This window comes from Paraburkholderia susongensis, assembly GCF_900177725.1.
In the GTDB taxonomy this organism is placed as follows: domain Bacteria; phylum Pseudomonadota; class Gammaproteobacteria; order Burkholderiales; family Burkholderiaceae; genus Paraburkholderia; species Paraburkholderia susongensis.
Genome location: NZ_FXAT01000001.1, coordinates 824,887 through 841,944, shown reverse-complemented (window position 1 = coordinate 841,944; position 17,058 = coordinate 824,887). Strand labels below are relative to the sequence as shown.

The 17,058-nt window shown below is 63.8% G+C and carries 14 protein-coding genes and 3 tRNA genes; 10 read left to right on the top strand and 7 right to left on the bottom strand.

Translation table 11 applies throughout. From position 1 onward, the window contains the following. Nucleotides 1-196: 196 nt before the first annotated feature. The 3 genes from B9Z01_RS03835 to earP all read right to left on the bottom strand — a co-directional run bounded on the left by B9Z01_RS03835 (nt 197) and on the right by earP (nt 2,893). Nucleotides 197-403, bottom strand: coding sequence for a CsbD family protein (locus tag B9Z01_RS03835; RefSeq protein ID WP_085480899.1), 207 nt, complete (start codon nt 401-403; stop codon nt 197-199). Nucleotides 404-739: 336 nt separating this feature from the next. Next, nucleotides 740-1,297: an elongation factor P gene (efp, locus tag B9Z01_RS03830; RefSeq protein ID WP_008919334.1), complete on the bottom strand. Its 558-nt coding sequence runs from the start codon at nt 1,295-1,297 to the stop codon at nt 740-742. Between the two features lie 411 nt (nt 1,298-1,708). Further along, a complete protein-coding gene (gene earP, locus B9Z01_RS03825) occupies nt 1,709-2,893 on the bottom strand; it encodes an elongation factor P maturation arginine rhamnosyltransferase EarP (RefSeq protein WP_085480898.1) in 1,185 nt (394 codons plus the stop codon). 183 nt (nt 2,894-3,076) lie between these two features. Between earP and uvrC the strand changes: the two genes are divergently transcribed. The 7 genes from uvrC (at nt 3,077) to B9Z01_RS03790 (ending at nt 8,374) form a co-directional block, all read left to right on the top strand. Continuing rightward, nucleotides 3,077-5,308, top strand: a complete 2,232-nt coding sequence (gene uvrC / locus B9Z01_RS03820) for an excinuclease ABC subunit UvrC (RefSeq protein WP_085480897.1) — start codon at nt 3,077-3,079, stop codon at nt 5,306-5,308. Between the two features lie 201 nt (nt 5,309-5,509). Then, nucleotides 5,510-6,103: a CDP-diacylglycerol--glycerol-3-phosphate 3-phosphatidyltransferase gene (gene pgsA, locus B9Z01_RS03815; protein WP_085480896.1), complete on the top strand. Its 594-nt coding sequence runs from the start codon at nt 5,510-5,512 to the stop codon at nt 6,101-6,103. 259 nt (nt 6,104-6,362) lie between these two features. Continuing rightward, nucleotides 6,363-6,438, top strand: a tRNA-Gly gene (locus B9Z01_RS03810). Nucleotides 6,439-6,501: 63 nt separating this feature from the next. Continuing rightward, nucleotides 6,502-6,577, top strand: a tRNA-Gly gene (locus B9Z01_RS03805). 129 nt (nt 6,578-6,706) lie between these two features. Then, nucleotides 6,707-6,780 (top strand) — tRNA-Cys (locus tag B9Z01_RS03800). A 234-nt stretch (nt 6,781-7,014) separates the two neighbouring features. Continuing rightward, nucleotides 7,015-7,776, top strand: coding sequence for a TraB/GumN family protein (locus B9Z01_RS03795; protein ID WP_085480895.1), 762 nt, complete (start codon nt 7,015-7,017; stop codon nt 7,774-7,776). Between the two features lie 97 nt (nt 7,777-7,873). Beyond that, nucleotides 7,874-8,374 carry a GNAT family N-acetyltransferase gene (locus tag B9Z01_RS03790; protein ID WP_085480894.1) on the top strand — a complete coding sequence of 167 codons (501 nt, stop codon included), beginning with the start codon at nt 7,874-7,876 and terminating at the stop codon, nt 8,372-8,374. A 109-nt stretch (nt 8,375-8,483) separates the two neighbouring features. Here B9Z01_RS03790 and B9Z01_RS03785 read toward each other — a convergent pair whose 3' ends face one another. The 3 genes from B9Z01_RS03785 to B9Z01_RS03775 are packed head-to-tail and all read right to left on the bottom strand — an operon-like array spanning nt 8,484 to nt 10,561. Further along, entirely contained in the window at nt 8,484-9,368 is an 885-nt protein-coding gene (locus tag B9Z01_RS03785; RefSeq protein ID WP_085480893.1) for a cytochrome c oxidase assembly protein, read from the bottom strand. Between the two features lie 38 nt (nt 9,369-9,406). Then, entirely contained in the window at nt 9,407-9,868 is a 462-nt protein-coding gene (locus tag B9Z01_RS03780; RefSeq protein WP_085480892.1) for a copper chaperone PCu(A)C, read from the bottom strand. Nucleotides 9,869-9,886: 18 nt separating this feature from the next. After that, nucleotides 9,887-10,561, bottom strand: coding sequence for an SCO family protein (locus B9Z01_RS03775; protein WP_420814643.1), 675 nt, complete (start codon nt 10,559-10,561; stop codon nt 9,887-9,889). A gap of 458 nt (nt 10,562-11,019) precedes the next feature. On the opposite strand from B9Z01_RS03775, the gene otsB reads away from it, so the two are divergent. Both otsB and otsA read left to right on the top strand, forming a co-directional pair. Continuing rightward, nucleotides 11,020-11,769 (top strand): trehalose-phosphatase, encoded by a 750-nt coding sequence (gene otsB / locus B9Z01_RS03770; RefSeq protein ID WP_085481171.1) that lies wholly within the window; start codon nt 11,020-11,022, stop codon nt 11,767-11,769. A gap of 55 nt (nt 11,770-11,824) precedes the next feature. Beyond that, nucleotides 11,825-13,321, top strand: coding sequence for an alpha,alpha-trehalose-phosphate synthase (UDP-forming) (gene otsA / locus B9Z01_RS03765; RefSeq protein ID WP_085481172.1), 1,497 nt, complete (start codon nt 11,825-11,827; stop codon nt 13,319-13,321). Nucleotides 13,322-13,381: 60 nt separating this feature from the next. Here the strand turns inward: otsA and B9Z01_RS03760 are convergent, their stop codons facing one another. Continuing rightward, nucleotides 13,382-15,229 (bottom strand): ABC transporter ATP-binding protein, encoded by a 1,848-nt coding sequence (locus B9Z01_RS03760; RefSeq protein ID WP_085480890.1) that lies wholly within the window; start codon nt 15,227-15,229, stop codon nt 13,382-13,384. A 702-nt stretch (nt 15,230-15,931) separates the two neighbouring features. Here B9Z01_RS03760 and B9Z01_RS03755 point away from each other — a divergent pair. Further along, nucleotides 15,932-16,996, top strand: coding sequence for a glycosyltransferase family 4 protein (locus B9Z01_RS03755; RefSeq protein WP_085480889.1), 1,065 nt, complete (start codon nt 15,932-15,934; stop codon nt 16,994-16,996). The last annotated feature ends 62 nt before the right edge of the window (nt 16,997-17,058 follow it).

Genomic DNA, 17,058 nt, shown 5'->3' with positions numbered 1-17,058 from the left:
CGAGCGCAATTTTTAAATGGATGAAATGCCCGGCGCGCCGTGACTGCCGACGGCGCGCAGCGCGGGCCCTGATGGGGCTTGGTGGGCTCGAGAACAGGGCGATACGAACCGGTCCTTTGGGCTTCCGAACGCATCTCGGCCCACGCCGCTTTTGCGTCGTGAAGGCGCGCGGGGTGTAGTTCCTTCACGGGTCCTGTCACAAATTCCGGTTGCTATCGAAAAACCGCTGCACTTCGAGTCCCGCTTTTTCACGGGTTCTACCATGGTGTTCCTGGATCAGGCCGGCGAATCCGCTGGGGCGACCCTCGGCCCTGGTCAGCGCGTCGTCCGCCAGTTCGCCCCACGCGGTCTTCACCTTGCCGGCCATCTGCTTCCACTTGCCTTCAGCGATGTCGTTGTTCATGGTGCTTCTCCCGGGTTGGAAAAATCAGCGGTACTAGCGCGCCTTTCAGAGAAGCAGGGACCATGCCACATGAATTTGCTGAAACGCATCAACGACTTGCCCGATGCGAGGTGTGAAGCCGGGATGTCGCGATGGCAATTTTGAACAGTTCCCCGGTAAAGTTTTCCTGAACCATACACGGCGAGACGAAAAAGAAAAAGCGCCCAAAATGGGCGCTTTTTTGTGCAGCAGGCCGGCAGGGTGCCGGCGCTGGAGAGTCGGTCCGGGAGTCGGTGCAAAACCGGCCCAGAAATCGGCCCAGAAATCGGGCCCAGAATCGGCCCGACAGGCAGACGCTTAGGCGCGGCTGCGGTACTCGTGCGTACGCGTGTCGATTTCGATCTTGTCGCCGATGTTGCAGAAGAGCGGCACTTGCAGTTCGAAGCCGGTGTTGAGCTTGGCGTTCTTGAGCACCTTGCCCGACGACGTGTCGCCCTTGACCGCCGGTTCCGTGTAGATGATTTCGCGCACCAGCGTGGTCGGCAGTTCGACCGAGATCGCCTTCTCGTTGTAGAACACGACTTCGCAAGCCATGCCGTCTTCGAGGTAGTGCATCGCGTCGCCCATCATTTCGGCTTCGACTTCGTACTGGTTGTAGTCGGCGTCCATGAACACGTACATCGGGTCGGCGAAGTACGAGTACGTCACTTCCTTGCGCTCGAGCACGACGACGTCGAACTTGTCGTCTGCCTTGTACACGGTTTCCATGCCTGCGCCGGTCAGCAGGTTCTTGAACTTCATCTTGACGACGGCGGAGTTACGGCCCGATTTGTTGTATTCGGCCTTTTGCACGACCATTGCGTCTGCGCCGATCATCACGACGTTGCCGGTGCGGAGTTCCTGTGCGGTCTTCATAAAACTGTCCTGTACGAGATAAATAGCTTAACTGTTGCTCAACGGCATACGGCGCAAGCGGCTTCGGCGTTTCACCCACCACCTGCCGCGCCGCGTGAAGCGATGGGGCGCCGGATGGATGTGCGAAACGGGGCCGGCCTGCGACGGGACGAGCGGCGGGCCGCTTTGCGCAGCCGGGAGTGCCTCGCCATCCCACCTGTCCGATACCTGATTTTTACCCTGTGCGGGCGTGTACACGAGTGGCACCGACCAGCAACGTACGTTCCTTTTTGCCCCCTTTTTTACAATCGCGCGCCTGATCCGAAGATTGGGCGCATGACGCATTTTGCACAGGGGGCAGCCAGCTGGGCTGACCAGGGAGTCGTTGCTGGAATCGGGCCGCGCTTGCGTCGTCGGCCGTTGGATAACCGCTTATTTTAACTGACTTTTTGCGAACGAGGTCAGATTTCCGGCGAGGTCACCGACTCGCGCGAGTTCGACCGCCCATTCGGCGGCGCGCTGCTTCAGCATCGGGTAGTGGCGCTGGAATTGCGCCCAGTCCGGCTGCCCCACGCCGTTCCACGCGTGCCAGAAGCGTTCGAGCGCGTGGCGCGCGGCAGCGGGCAGCGTGCGCGTGTAGTGCGCGAGCGCGGCGTCGAGTTTCGGCAGATGGGCGTCGTCCGCTTGCGGATAGATGTGCCAGACGAACGGTTTCGCGGCCCATTGAGCGCGCACGAACGAATCCTCGCCACGCACGAAGTTGATATCGCTGGCCCAGAGCAGCGCGTCGTAGCCGGTCTGCTCGGTGAAGGCGAGTGCATGGGCGGTGAGGTTGCCACGCTCCGCGCGCGTGCCCGCGGCAAACGACGGCAGCCCGAAAAAGCGTGCGAGCGCGCCGGAAATGCGGCCCTCGGGAACCAGCAGCACGACGGGCGCGGCGCCGTCGCGCCATTGTGCGAGCAGACTTTCGACGGCGGGGTTTTCGTACGCGAACAGTGAGACGACGGTGGCCGAAGCCGGCGGCGGCGTCTGGCCGGTTGCCTTGAGCCACCATTCGGCGCGTGCCGCCGGGGAGCTTTCGAATGCCGCGCGCGCCGCGTCGAGGTGGCGCTCCTTCAGCACACCGCCTGTACCCGGGCCGAGTCCCGGGAAAAAGAACGTCTTGCTGAGCGCGTAACGCGGATGCGGCGAGAGCCGCAGATGAAAATCCGCAACCCAGTCTTCAGCGCTCAGATATTCGAGGTTGAGCCAGAGCGGCGCGCGCTCGCGACCGGCCATCGCGGTGATGTAGACGGGCGGCAGCTCGCAGGCGAAGGCTTCGATCACGACGTCGGCCACTTCGAGCGTTTCGCCTGCGTGAGCCGGCTCGCGCCAATGCTCGATGACGATCCCATCGAGCGTTTGCCGCGCGCGATCGGGCGCGAGCGCCGGGCATAGTTTCTGGAACGCGTGCAGGTCGTCGACGAACACGCGCACCTGCCAGCCGTGCTCGTGCGCGAGCTGACGCGCGAGGCGCCAGCACACGCCGATGTCGCCGAAATTGTCGATCACCGCGCAGAAGATGTCGCAGGCGATCGGGGCGGAGGAGGGGGCGGAAACGGGCTGTGCGCTGGACATGGTGGTCGGGGTCGCGGATTCGGGCGCGGGCTTGGCCGCGTTCAGGGCGCAGCGGGTTCGAACGCTCGCGGAATGTTCTAAACTGGCGATTCTAAAGCCTCGTTCACGATAGCGCGCCGGCATGGCAAAGGCGCGGCACGCGGTGCAAGGCTCCGCGAGACAGTCCCACCCAATCGATCCTGCATGACCGCACCCGAAGCAACCGATGCAACCAAGGCGCCCGACGCCTTCGAGCCAAAAAAAGTGCTCGCGCAGCTGCCACACCTGCCCGGCGTCTATCGCTATTACGACACGAGCGGCGCGGTGCTCTACGTGGGCAAGGCGCGCGATCTGAAGAAGCGCGTGTCGAGCTATTTCACGAAGACACAACTATCGCCGCGCATCGCGATGATGGTCACGCGCATCGCGCGCATCGAGACGACCGTCACGCGCTCCGAGGCCGAAGCGCTGTTGCTCGAAAACAATCTGATCAAGGCGCTCACGCCGCGTTACAACATCCTGTTTCGCGACGACAAATCCTATCCATACCTCAAACTGACTGGTCACAAGTTTCCGCGTATGGCGTATTACCGCGGTTCGGTGGATCGCAAGAACCAGTACTTCGGTCCGTTTCCGAGCGCGTGGGCGGTGCGCGAGAGCATCCAGATCCTGCAGCGCGTGTTCCAGTTGCGCACCTGTGAAGATTCCGTGTTCAACAACCGCACGCGGCCTTGCCTGCTGCATCAGATCGGCCGTTGCACCGCGCCGTGCGTTGGCAACATCGGCGAAGAAGATTACGCGCGCGACGTCGCCAACGCGTCGCGCTTTCTGCTCGGCCGTCAGGGCGAGGTGATGAAGGAGCTCGAGCAGAAGATGCATGCGTTCGCGAGCGAGCTGAAGTTCGAGCAGGCCGCGGCGGTGCGCAACCAGATGAGTTCACTCTCGACGGTGCTGCATCAGCAGGCGATCGAAGTCGGCGGCGACAGTGACGTCGATATTCTCGCGGTGGTCGCGCTGGGCGGGCGCGTCTGCGTGAATCTCGCGATGGTGCGCGGCGGACGGCACCTCGGCGACAAGGCGTATTTTCCGGCGCATGTGGAGAGCGCGTTGACCGCGGACGAAGGCGGGACTGGCGAGGACGGCGGTGAGGAGGCGCCGGAGGCGCCAGACCCCGCTTCGGGCGTGGCCGCGCAGGACGCCGAAGCTGGCGCAGAACGCGCGAGCGCCACGGCGCGATCATCCAATGCGGCCGATACCGCCGACGCGCTCGCGATCGCGCAGGACATGCCCGCGGAAGATGAAGAAGCCGAAGAAGCCGACGACGAAACCGCTGCGGCGCCCTCGAAGCGGCGCACAGGCCGCGCGTCTGGCGGCATCGAATCCGAAGTGCTCGAAGCGTTCATCGCCCAGCATTACCTCGGCAATCGCGTGCCTCCCGTGCTCGTGGTGAGTCACGCGCCGGGCCGCGAGCTCGTCGACGTGCTCACGGAGCAGGCGGGGCACAAGGTCAACGTGCTGCGTCAGCCGCAAGGGCAGCGGCGCGCGTGGCTCGCGATGGCCGAGCAGAATGCGCGGCTCGCGCTTGCCCGGCTGCTCTCCGAGCAGGGCTCGCAACAGGCGCGCACGCGCGCGCTCACGGACACGCTCGGCATGGAGTGCGACGACCTCGCGCATCTGCGCATCGAGTGCTTCGACATCAGTCACACGATGGGCGAGGCGACGCAGGCGTCGTGCGTCGTGTATCACCATCACAAGATGCAATCGTCCGAGTACCGCCGCTACAACATCACCGGCATTACGCCCGGCGACGACTACGCGGCGATGCGCCAGGTGCTCACGCGCCGCTACGAAAAGATGGTCGCGCAGGCTGCCGCGAATGCCGCCAACGAGGCCGCCGACGAAGCCGCCGAAGCGCAGGGCGACACGGCCGCCGATCCGTCGCTTGCCGCGGATACGGGCGATGCGGCCGAGCCGGGCGCGGCGGGCGGGATTCTGCCGACCATCGTGCTGATCGACGGCGGCAAGGGCCAGGTCGAAATCGCGCGCCAGGTGTTCACGGAACTGGGGCTCGATATCGGCATGCTGGTCGGCGTGGCGAAGGGCGAGGGGCGCAAAGTCGGGCTCGAGACGCTGATTTTCGCCGATAACCGTCCGCCGCTCGAACTCGGCAAGGAAAGCGCGGCGCTGATGCTGGTCGCGCAGATTCGCGACGAAGCGCATCGCTTCGCGATTACCGGCATGCGCGCGAAGCGCGGCAAAACGCGCCAGACTTCGCGGCTCGAAGAGCTCGAGGGCGTGGGGGCGAAGCGGCGTCAGCGCTTGCTTGCGCGCTTTGGCGGACTGCGCGGCGTGGTGGCCGCGAGCGTCGAGGATCTGGCAAGCGTCGAGGGCATTTCGCAGGCGCTGGCCGAGCAGATTTACCGGCAATTGCACTGAGCTCGTCGCGTCCGGCGCGCGTTGGGCTGGGCTGAGCGCTCGGGGCCGCGAGCGGATCGGGGCGAGCCCCGCCGGGTTCCGGCCGGCGCAACACGCGCCGGGCAGCTTTGCTGAGTGCCGCGGCCCCCGCGCCGCCTTGCTTGTGGCAGGCCTTGTGACACGGCACAATTGCAACTCACTCGTCAGACGCTGCGCCTGCCCATGCCGTTTAATTTCCCGATATTTTTGACCTGGCTGCGGATCGTGCTGATTCCGCTCGTCGTCGGCGTGTTTTATCTGCCCGACATGATGATGAGCCTCGCGCACCGCAACCTCGCGGCCGCAACGATCTTCATTCTCGCGGCGCTCACCGACTGGTTCGACGGCTTTCTGGCCCGCAAATGGAATCAGACTTCGGCGTTCGGTGCGTTTCTCGATCCGGTTGCCGACAAGCTCATGGTGACGGCGGCGCTGCTCGTGCTCGTGCAACTCGCGCGCATCGACTCGGCGATTGCGCTCGTGATCGTCGGACGCGAAATCGCGATCTCGGCGCTGCGCGAATGGATGGCGCAGATCGGCGCGTCGAAGAGCGTCGCGGTGAATTCGCTCGGCAAGTTCAAGACCGCCTGTCAGATGGTGGCGATTCCGATGCTGCTCTTCTATGGCCCGTTGCCGCTCGGCGGCGGCTTGACGATCGATACCCGCGTGTGGGGCCTGTGGCTCATCTATCTGGCTACGTTCCTGACGATCTGGTCGATGCTCTACTACATGAAGCTCGCGTGGCCGCAGATTCGCGAGCGCGGCGGCGTGGCGTGATGGCTGGCCGGTGTTTCGGTGGCGGCTCGTGTCGCCGCTGAAGGTGTCGAAAACGGGCTGGTGGGGGGCGGAAGTGCGTTCGAATCTCGTCGAGGTTGGAGAAGAATATTTTCTGTAGACGAGACGGGCAAAAGGGGGTTGACACGTTTCAGCCGCTTCTCCATAATCTCGTTTCTCCGATGCACGCGATTCGCAGCGCCGGAGACAGTAGCAAAATAGCAGTAAATCAGGAGCAGTTAGCCTGAGTTAGCAGTGCAACGCGGGAATAGCTCAGTTGGTAGAGCGCAACCTTGCCAAGGTTGAGGTCGCGAGTTCGAGCCTCGTTTCCCGCTCCAGTTTTTGAAGCAATGCGTTGTTTGGCGAAGTACGAGATGCAGCGCATTGTGAAGCAGTTCAATGCGGGAGTAGCTCAGTTGGTAGAGCGCAACCTTGCCAAGGTTGAGGTCGCGAGTTCGAGCCTCGTCTCCCGCTCCATACATCAGGGGAAGCAGCGCTTCCCTTTTTGTTTGGAGGGCCGGCTGTTCTGACCTTTTCAGAGCCTCGGTCCTTCTGGTTCCCACCAGACAAATCTGCGAGCCTGTTTCTAGGTTCCAGTCCGCTTGCGGCGCGATAGCAAAGCGGTTATGCAGCGGCCTGCAAAGCCGTTTAGGCCGGTTCGACTCCGGCTCGCGCCTCCAGTCGTAGATGTAAAGAAAAGCCCCGACATGTCGGGGCTTTTCTTTTTTCTATTTCTCTTTTAGCAGCGCTCGCAAGCATCGGTACTTGCGATTGTCGATTGCTCGGATCGTTTTGCCCGATCGCATCACGCCGGTTCAAACGATTCACACGTTGAGTGCGGCTCTCGCGGCGTCCCGCATCCAAACCGCGCGATAAAATCGCCACATCGTCATTGCCGTATTCACCGAGACCGCATGTATCTAAAACTCACCGGGACCAACGTGCGCCTGCTCGGTTCGATGCATCTTTTTCCGGCGACGAGTCGTCGAACGCCGCCGTGGGTCGCCGAGGCCTATGACTGGGCCGAGGCGGTGGTCTTCGAATCCGATCCGCCGACCATTCTCCCGTTTCTGAAGGCCGACGCGCAGCACGGCGCCACGCGGCTACAGCCCCTGATCGCTGGCGACACATGGGCGCAATTACAGGCGCTCTGGCCCGTCGAAGGTCCGCTTGCGCCGCTCGCCGAACTGCGTCCGTGGGCCGCGCTGATCGTCGCGCCGACGCTGTTGCAGCAGGTCGTCGAGGGCGTCGAGCCGCGCATGCTGCGCTCGGCGATCGCTCAGGGCAAGCCCTATCGTTATCTCGAGACCGCGCAGGAGGTGGCCGTTGCGCTCGAATCGATTCCACTGCAAGTGCTCGGCGCCGCGCTCGACATGCTGATGGCCGATCGCGCGGAGCCGCAGCGCACGCTCGAGCGGATGCACGTGGCCTGGCTCGATGGCGATCTGCCGTCGGTGCAACGGATCGCCGTCGAATCGCCGATGTTCAATCTGCCCGGCATCCGTCACGCGATACTCGACGTGCGCAATCGCGCATGGGCCGCGCGCCTGAACGAACACATCGATGCGCGCGAGCGCACGCTCGTGGTTGTCGGCGCGCTGCACCTGTGTGGTCCGGGTAACCTGGCCGAGTGCCTCGCGCGGCCTGTCGAAGCCGTGCTCGAAGCAGGCGCATGACGCCCGGCAATGAAAGCACTCGTCCCGATGCATTGCGTGCGCGGCATAATTGCGGATCATTGCTCGCGCTGCCGCGCCCCTTTTCCGAAAGCCTCTAATGACTGATTCGCAGCAAATCGCCGCCGCGCGGCGCGCCCAACTCGAATGGCGCTGGAAACCCTTCGCGGACCTCACGAGCCTCGAAGTCTATGACATGCTGGCCGCACGCAGTGCGGTGTTCGTCGTCGAGCAGAACTGCGTGTATGGCGACATCGACGGGCTCGACACGCAAGCCTGGCATCTGCTTGCATACGGCACCGGCACCGGCGTCGACGCACCGCCGCTCGCCGCTTATCTGCGCGTGTTGTTACCCGATGCATCGGATGCCGACGTGCGCATCGGCCGCGTGCTGACTACCGCACCGTTTCGCGGCATCGGTCTCGGCAATGTGATGCTCGAACGCTCGATTTCGCATATCCGCGCGCAATGGCCGGATACGCCGATCCGTCTGCACGCGCAGGCACATCTGCAGGGCTTTTACGGCGCGTTCGGCTTCGAGCCGGTCTCGGAGATTCACGACGAGGACGGCATCCCGCACGTGTGGATGCGCTCGGCCTGAACACAAGGCTGCGCTGCCTGTTGGATCTGTCGTGTGGCCCGCGCATGCATTGACGTGCGGGAGCCCTTGATCCTTCGGCGCGGTTCATCGCGCCATCCGGCAGCCCATATCAGCGGCGGCTGTCTGCCGTCGTCGATGAAGCATGCACCAGCCCGCGCGCCGCTTTCGCGCGCCTGTCGGCGTGCAGCCGTCCACGCGCCGACAGGCGCATCCAGTGACGCAGCGCGATCAGCGCGCCGATCACGCTCATCATCGAACCCGGAATCCACAGCAGGAGCCCGCCGATCTGCTGATCGCGCATCGGGCTCAGCCACGTGAACGCGCGGCCGCAGATCGAATAGATCGGATACAGCTCGTGCGGCGTGAAAAAGATAAACGCGCCGAGGATGATCTGCGGCGGAATCGCGGCGATCACCACGAGCACGCGTTTGCCGGGCGCCAGACGCGCGGGCGGCGCGGGGCGCGGATCGAGCACGAGCCACCAGAACAGCAGTCCGTCGATCACCATGCTCCAGTTCATCACGCGATAGAGCCGCCAGTCGAGCATCGCGACGAAGTGAATCGGCGACATCAGCCAGAAGTAGATGAGCCCGACGAACAATGTGACCGCGACGACCGGGTGCATCACGACGTCGAGTACCTTGCGCACGAGCGGCATCTGCAGCGCGGGCCGCACGAAGCGCCGCCGCCAGCGCAACGGAATGCCCGCGCGCAACGCGGCGCCGGGATACGACAGCGCGATGAAGAACGGCCCGAGGTGATGCAGCACCAGATGCTGCAGCCGATGCATGAAGAACTCATGCTCGAAGAAATAATCGAGCCGTGTGTGCAGCACGACATACAGCGCCACCAGCCCGAACCAGAACGACAGGCGCCGCGCGAACGACAGCCGCGCCTTGCGCGCGCCGCGCACGAACAGGATCGCGGGCACGAGGAGCGCGATCACGACGGTCGGCGAGAACTCCCAGGGATCAAGCCAGTAGAGCAGGTTCATTGCGAGTGCGATGACGTGTGGTGCCGATGCGATGCGGGTTACTTGGCCTGAGCCGGCGATTTGACGACGAACGGCGCGGAGAGCGTTTCGCCGTCGGAGAACTTCAGCGTCAGATGGACCGTGTCGCCCGGCGCGACCTTGTGCTTCGCGTCTTCGAGCATCACGTGGTAGCCGCCCGGCGCGATGGCGACCTGGCCGTGCGCGGGCACCGTGAGCTTGTCGACCATCACCATTTTCTGCGTCGAGCCGTTCGATACCGTTTGATGCAGCATCGCATCGCCGTAGTCGTCGCTGGAAATATCGACGAGGTCGACTGGCTTGTCGCCCGTGTTGACGAGCGTCGCGTAGCCGGCGGCGGGCAGGTTGTTCGGCAGCCAGCGCACCCATGCGTCCTTGACGCTGATCGCGTGGGCGTCCGCCGCGTGCGCGGCTGTAGCGATACCGAACGAGAGCGCGAAGGCGCCGGCCAGTGAAGCGAACGTTTTGAGCTTGATCGTCATGATGGGATTGAAGTGAAGTCAGGAGTGGTCATCGATGATGCGGCGCAGATCCTGCGCGATCGCATCGGGCGTATCGTGATCGGTGGCGAGCAGCCGCGCACGGCCCTCGCTGTCGAACACGTAGACGGCGGAACTGTGCGTGACTTCGTAGTCGCCGTTGGGGTCGCGCTTTTCCATCTGATAGGCAACGCGATAGCGCTTGGCGAGCGATTCGATTTGCCAGTCGGTGCCGGTCAGGCCTTCGGCATGCTGCGCGTCGAACGCGCCGACGTAATCGTGCAGTGCCTGCGGCGTGTCGCGTGCGGGATCGACGGTAATGAACAGGATGCGCACTTTCTGCGCGTCCGGGCCGAGCTTGCCGAGCACTTGCATCAGACGGGCCATCGTTTCGGGGCAGACGTCGGGGCAATGCGTGTAGCCGAAATAGACGAGCGACGTGCGGCCCTTGAACGACGCGGCGTTGACGGGGCGGCCGTCGTCGGCGGTCAGCGTGAAGTCGAGATCCGGCAGATGGCCGGTCACGTTGGTCAACTGCCACGGCTCGGCGCGCTGCGTGCAAGCCGTGAGTGCGCCGAATACGACCAGTGCGCCGAGCGTCGCGCTCAGTCTTCGCGCCAGGCGGCGCGCGAACGGCCGTAGGCGGGAGCGGGAGCGGTCAATCTGCGGACGCTGTGTCGGGAAGATCGGGAACAAAGCAGGGTTCAATGACTCGATTGAAAGGCAGGCAATGCGCATGGACGACGCAGACGGACGCAACCGCAACGCCAGCACGACTCAGAAGCGATGCTCCGCGCGAAAAGCCGCATCGCGCCTGATGCACGTAACACATGTATGAACGCATGAACGCATCATTTAGCGACATCATGCAACGATGCACCGGACGGCAGCAGTTCATGTGGCTGCGACTGTAGCGCAAAATCGCCGGCAGCGTTACGTCGCGCCCCGGGCGCACGGCTTGCGAGGCAATTTGACGCAGGCGGCCGAAAGCCGTCTGAAGCCGGATTGTTCCACTTTTGAATGCAATTGGGGCAACGACGCGAACATACCGCTCCGCGCTCGAGTCACGGCTTACTTTCTCGAAAAATTGATGGATGCGCGGTAAGATGCGCACACTTTTCCGGCCGCATACGGCTGAAAGGCGAACCTAGGTGATACAGGCACTTCCCGCTGTTCTGTCTCCGAGCGAGACGGCATTTTTCTTCGACTTCGACGGCACGCTCGTCGAACTCGCGCCCACGCCGGACGGCGTGCTGGTGCAGCCTCGCGTGATCGGGCTGCTGCGCGAGCTGCGCAGCCTGACCAACGGCGCGGTCGCCGTGGTGTCGGGGCGCGGCATCGACAGCATCGACAGCTTTCTCGGCATGCCCGATCTGCCGGTGGCCGGCTTGCACGGCGCCGAGCGGCGCGACGCGAACGGCGACACGCAGCGCATCGGCTTTCACGACGAGCGCCTCCTGCGCATGGAGCAGGTGCTCGCACAGGTCGTCAATGAGCATCCGGGCATGTTGCTCGAGATCAAGGGCGCGGCGCTCGCGCTGCACTACCGCAATGCGCCGGACCGCGAGCCGGTCGCGCGCGAGGCGACCGAGCGGCTCGTCGCCGATTATCCGGGCTCGTACGTGCTGCAGCCGGGCAAGATGGTCTACGAGATCAAGCCGAAGGATGTCGACAAGGGGCGCGCCATGCGCGCCTTTCTCGACGAGCTGCCGTTCACCGGCCGCACGCCGGTATTTGCCGGCGACGATCTGACGGACGAGAAGGGCTTCGCCGTCGTCAACGAGCGCGGTGGGTTGTCGATCAAGGTCGGTGCCGGAGAGACGATGGCGCACGCGCGCCTCGATTCGGTGACCGCGCTGCTCGACTGGCTCGAAACGATTGTCGCGGCAGCGCGCGCAGCGTGATGCCGGCGCCGCATCGCTCAACGAAACCAACCTATTGCATCGGGAATCGCGCTTCATGAGCCGACTGATCATTGTTTCGAACCGGGTTGCGCCTATTTCAGAGGGTGGCCCGGCGGCGGGCGGTCTGGCGGTCGGCGTGTACGACGCGCTCAAGGAGACCGGCGGCATGTGGTTCGGCTGGAGCGGCGACGTGCTCAGCTCGGGCCAGCCGCAGATCAAGCTCGAGGAGCGCGGGCCGGTGACCTTCGCGACCGTCTCGCTGGTGCGCCGCGACTACGACCAGTACTACCGCGGCTTCTCGAACGCGACACTGTGGCCGGCGTTCCACTACCGCGCCGATCTGCTGCAATACGACCGGCATGATTTCGAGGGCTACCGTCGCGTCAACGCGTGGCTTGCGCAACAGCTCGTGCCGCTATTGCGCGAAGACGACGTGATCTGGGTCCACGACTATCACCTGATCCCGTTCGCGCAGGCGCTGCGCGCGGCGGGCGTGAACAACCGCATCGGGTTTTTCCTGCATATTCCGTTTCCGGCCTCGCAGGTGCTGCTTGCAGTGCCGCCGCATCGCGAACTGGTCGAGGCGCTGTGTTCGTTCGATCTGCTCGGCTTTCAGACCACGCCCGATCTGCGCGCGTTCTGCGACTACATCATCAACGAGGCGCAAGGCACGGTTCGCGCGTCGGCAAGCGGCCCGCTGACTGTGCAGGCATTCGGCCGTACGCTGCGCGCGTCGGCTTATCCGATCGGCGTCTATCCGGACGAGATCGCCGAACTCGCGAAAGCGGGCGAGCGCGGCAAGCCGGTGCGCACGATGAAGGCGACGCTGCATTCGCGCAAGCTGATCATGAGCGTGGACCGGCTCGATTATTCGAAGGGTCTCGTCGAACGATTCCGCGCGTTCGAGCGGCTGCTCGAAAATACGGCCGCGCTGCGCAACAAGGTCTCGTTCCTGCAGATCGCGCCGCCGACGCGCGCCGACATGCACGCTTACCAGGACATCCGGCTGCAACTCGAAGGCGAGTCGGGGCGCATCAACGGACGTTTCGCCGAGCTGGACTGGACGCCGATTCTCTACATCCACCGGCAGTACGAGCGCTCGGTGCTGGCGGCGCTCTTTCGCACCGCGCACGTCGGCTACGTGACGCCGTTGCGCGACGGCATGAACCTCGTCGCGAAGGAGTATGTGTCGGCGCAGGATCCGGAGAATCCGGGCGTGCTCGTGCTGTCGCGTTTTGCCGGCGCGGCGCAGGAGCTGGAGGGCGCGCTGATCGTCAACCCGGTCGATGTCGACGGGATGGCCGAGGCGCTCGCGCAGGCGCTCGGCATGCCGCTCGCGGAGCGCCAGGCGCGCCACCGCGACATGATGGTGCAGTTGCGCGAGAACAATGTGTCGGTGTGGCGCGATAACTTCATGCGCGATCTGCAGAACGTGGGCGGCGCGAAGCGCGGCAGGGGCGCAAAGGGGCGCGGTGCGGCGGGGGCTGAGCGTGCTTCAGGCCCGTCTGGCGCATCTGGAAAGAAGGCCGCGCGCGAGAGCGTGACCGGCTGAAGAAGCAAAAAAGCCGCTTAAGGTTCGTAAGCGGCTTTTTCGTTGATGCGGCGCCTGGGCTCAGGCGTTTCCGACCACGTGCTGCTGTTCGTCGACCTTCTTGCCGCCGATATGCAGCGTCTGGCCCTTGCCGTACTGCTTCGCGAGCAGGTCGCGATAGAGGCCCGGACGCTGGCGCAGTTCGTCCGGAGAGCCGTCGTCGATGACCTTGCCGGCGCTCATCACGATGATCCGGTCGAAGTTGTTCAGCGTCGACAGGCGGTGCGCGATCGCAATCACCGTGCGTCCGACCATGAGCCGGTCCAACGCCTTCTGGATCGCTTCTTCCGAGGCGCTGTCGAGCGCCGACGTTGCTTCGTCGAGCAGCAGGATCGGCGCGTTCTTCAGGATGGCGCGTGCAATCGCGATCCGCTGACGCTGGCCGCCGGAGAGCTTCACGCCGCGGTCGCCGACGATCGTGTCGTAGCCTTCCGGCATCGCCTCGATGAAGTCCGTGCAGCGCGCCTCGCGCGCGGCGGCGAGCACTTCCTCGCGGCTCGCTTCGGGGCGTCCGTACGCGATGTTCTCGTACACCGAGCGATGGAAGAGGGAAATGTCCTGCGGCACCAGCGCGATCGTATGGCGCAGGCTGTCCTGGGTGATCGATGAAATGTCCTGGCCGTCGATCCTGATCGCGCCGCCCTGGGTCTCGTAGAAACGCTGCAGCAGCGCGAGCACCGTCGATTTACCCGCGCCCGACTTGCCGATCAGGCCGACGCGCTGACCCGGTTCGATATTGAGGTCGAAGTGATCGAGAATCGGCCGGCGGCGCGGATAAGCGAACGTGACGCTGTCGAACGTCACCCGGCCGCCTTGCGGCACGAGTTCGGTGGCGTCGTCGCGATCGGGCATGCCGTGCGGCTCGAGCAGCGTGCGCACCGCTTCCGCGAGCCGCGCGACGTGCTGCGTGACGTCGACGAGCGCGACCGCCAGATCGCGCGTGCCGTGCAGAATCGTAAAACCGAGCGAGCTGACGAGCACGATGTCGCCCGAAGTCGCGCGGCCCTGGTCCCACAGCCACAGCGCCCAGCCAAGCAGCCCCGCCGACAGCAGCGCGGTGATCACCGCGTGCAGCAGACGCAGCTTTTCCAGATACAGCAGGCTCTGCTGGCGCGCTTCCATCTCCGATTTGACCGTCGAGGCAAAGCGCCGCTGCTCGCGAAACGTCATGCCGAACGCGCGCACGAGGCCCATGTTGCTGATGACGTCGACGAGCTCGCCGTCCACCGACGCTGCTCTGGTCGCAAAATGATGATGGCGCGCGGAGCCGCGGCCCGCGAGCTTGTACAGCACGACCGAGAGGATCGCCGAGCACAGCATCAGGCCGGCGGCCATCAGCGGGTTGACCGCGATGATCATCACGATCGCGCCGAGCACCGCGATGCAGGGCGGCAGCACGTTCCACGCGGTGGTGTTTTCGGCGGTATAGACGGCATTCGAGGTCGCGGTGATCCGGCTCGCGAGCATGCCGGGCTGCTTTTCGGCGTAGTAGGTCGGCGAGTGGCCGCTCAGATACTGGAACAGATCGCGCCGCAAATCGCCCGTCACGGCGACGAACGTATGCGCGGCGACCCAGCCGCCGATCCGCCACAACAGGTTGTCCGCGGCGATCAGGCCGACGAGGATCGCGAATGCGCCCCACAGCGGACCGGGGTGATGCCGGCCTTCACCGAGCACGTCGATCAGATGCTTGATCGCGTATTGTGACGCGAGCGCGCAGCCCACGGCCGCAAACACGCTGCACAACACGATCGCATGCGCGAGCGGATGGCGGCGGATAAAGCGGAAGAGAAACGCAAGCGGCCGGTGCGCATAGCTCGCGAGCTTTGCGTTCTGGGCGTTACGCTGGGCGATGGTCAAGTGTTCCAATTGAATTGAGGTCGATGGTCGATGTGTTGCGGGTTGTGCAGCAAAGCGCAGGCCATGCGGCAAAGCGTCACTCTCCGCGAAGCCGATGCTTCGCATTGTAAACATGCAAAGGCGATTGCGCCCTGTGTATCCGGGCATTGGCGCGACTGATTTCGCGATAGACCTCCGCGATCTGCCACGTCTCGACCCGTCGGCTGCCCCGGCGGCTCATGCAGGTTGCGGAAAATTTCGAGATATAATTACAGATTGCATTCAACTGCACCGCGGCATTTCTTCAACGCCTGCCGGTAAAGTTGACGCAAAGAGCTGACAGACACTGTTGCGACACGAGTGGCCGAAAACCTGTTGTCACTCTAGAACTGTCTTACAAAACAAGGGTTTGCAAAGTGTTTCGCGTTTGTAACAACGTAAAGACTTTGAAATGTTGTGCTGCGGCAAGGATTCTGGCACCCATAATGCGTGCTCGTTAGCCCGGCAAAATTTCTGACAGTTCGTCAACGTAGGTGTCATATGTGCGTTTACTCGCACATGCGCAGACGGTGATTCGTCGGTCTGGGCTCAATACCCAAGCGATCCATCGCAGGATTTCTCGAAAGAATCAGGCCCGCGCCGGCATGTCCGGCCAGATTGCCCTGGCGAGCAAAGCGAGTCGCTTTTTCCAAATGCAGTTTTTGCCTGATTTTTTACTAGGAGTTCGTCATTATGCGAATCGCTCAAATCGCTCCGTTGCACGAGGCGGTTCCTCCCAAGCTGTACGGTGGTACGGAACGTGTGGTGTCCTATCTGACCGAAGCGCTGGTCGAGCAGGGCCACGACGTCACGCTCTTCGCGAGCGGCGATTCGCAGACCTCGGCCAAGCTCGAAGCCTTCTGGCCGCAGGCGCTGCGCCTCGACCCGACGATCCGCGACGTGATGGCGCCGCACATGCTGCTGCTCGAAGAAGTGCGCCGCCGCGCGGACGAATTCGACGTGCTGCACTTCCACATCGACTACTACCCGTTTTCGCTGTTCGCGCGTCAGCCGGTGCCGTTCGTGACGACGCTGCACGGCCGTCTCGACCTGCCGGAACTTCAGCCGATCTTCAACACGTTCAACGACGTGCCGGTCGTGTCGATCTCGGACAACCAGCGCATCCCGCTGCCGCAAGCGCACTGGCTGCAAACCGTCTACCACGGTCTGCCGGAAAACCTGCTCACGCCGATCAAGGACGTCAAGCCGGGCTACCTCGCGTTCCTCGGCCGCATCTCGCCGGAAAAGCGTCTGGACCGCGCCATTCGCATCGCCGAGCAGGTCGGCATGAAGATCAAGGTTGCCGCCAAGCTCGACAAGGCTGACCGCGCGTACTACGACGAAGTCATCAAGCCGCTGATGTCGCTGCCGCACGTCGAGTACATCGGCGAAATCAGCGAAGCGGAAAAGACCGAATTCCTCGGCAACGCGCACGCGCTGCTGTTCCCGATCGACTGGCCGGAGCCGTTCGGTCTCGTGATGATCGAGGCAATGGCGTGCGGCACGCCGGTGATCGCGTTCAACCGCGGTTCGGTGCCGGAAGTGATCGAAAACGGTGTGTCGGGTTTTGTCGTCGAAGACGAAATCAGCGCGGTCGCTGCCGTCAAGCGTCTGCACACGCTGCCGCGCGCTGGCGTGCGCAAGGCGTTCGAAGCACGCTTCTCGTCGAAGGTGATGGCGCAGAACTACGTCGCCACCTACGAAGAGCTGCTGCGCCGCAAGCACCGCACGGTGCTGCGCGAAGTCAACGCGGGCTGATCGATCGTTCGCTTCGGACCGTTTGGACCGTTCGATTCGCTGTAGATAAAACCTGGCGGAAG

Bases quoted from the DNA above. Each gene is read 5' to 3' on its own strand.
- B9Z01_RS03835 (WP_085480899.1), bottom strand. From the start codon at position 403: ATGAACAACGACATCGCTGAAGGCAAGTGGAAGCAGATGGCCGGCAAG.
- efp (WP_008919334.1), bottom strand. From the start codon at position 1,297: ATGAAGACCGCACAGGAACTCCGCACCGGCAACGTCGTGATGATCGGC.
- earP (WP_085480898.1), bottom strand. From the start codon at position 2,893: ATGTCCAGCGCACAGCCCGTTTCCGCCCCCTCCTCCGCCCCGATCGCC.
- uvrC (WP_085480897.1), top strand. From the start codon at position 3,077: ATGACCGCACCCGAAGCAACCGATGCAACCAAGGCGCCCGACGCCTTC.
- pgsA (WP_085480896.1), top strand. From the start codon at position 5,510: ATGCCGTTTAATTTCCCGATATTTTTGACCTGGCTGCGGATCGTGCTG.
- B9Z01_RS03795 (WP_085480895.1), top strand. From the start codon at position 7,015: ATGTATCTAAAACTCACCGGGACCAACGTGCGCCTGCTCGGTTCGATG.
- B9Z01_RS03790 (WP_085480894.1), top strand. From the start codon at position 7,874: ATGACTGATTCGCAGCAAATCGCCGCCGCGCGGCGCGCCCAACTCGAA.
- B9Z01_RS03785 (WP_085480893.1), bottom strand. From the start codon at position 9,368: ATGAACCTGCTCTACTGGCTTGATCCCTGGGAGTTCTCGCCGACCGTC.
- B9Z01_RS03780 (WP_085480892.1), bottom strand. From the start codon at position 9,868: ATGACGATCAAGCTCAAAACGTTCGCTTCACTGGCCGGCGCCTTCGCG.
- otsA (WP_085481172.1), top strand. From the start codon at position 11,825: ATGAGCCGACTGATCATTGTTTCGAACCGGGTTGCGCCTATTTCAGAG.
- B9Z01_RS03755 (WP_085480889.1), top strand. From the start codon at position 15,932: ATGCGAATCGCTCAAATCGCTCCGTTGCACGAGGCGGTTCCTCCCAAG.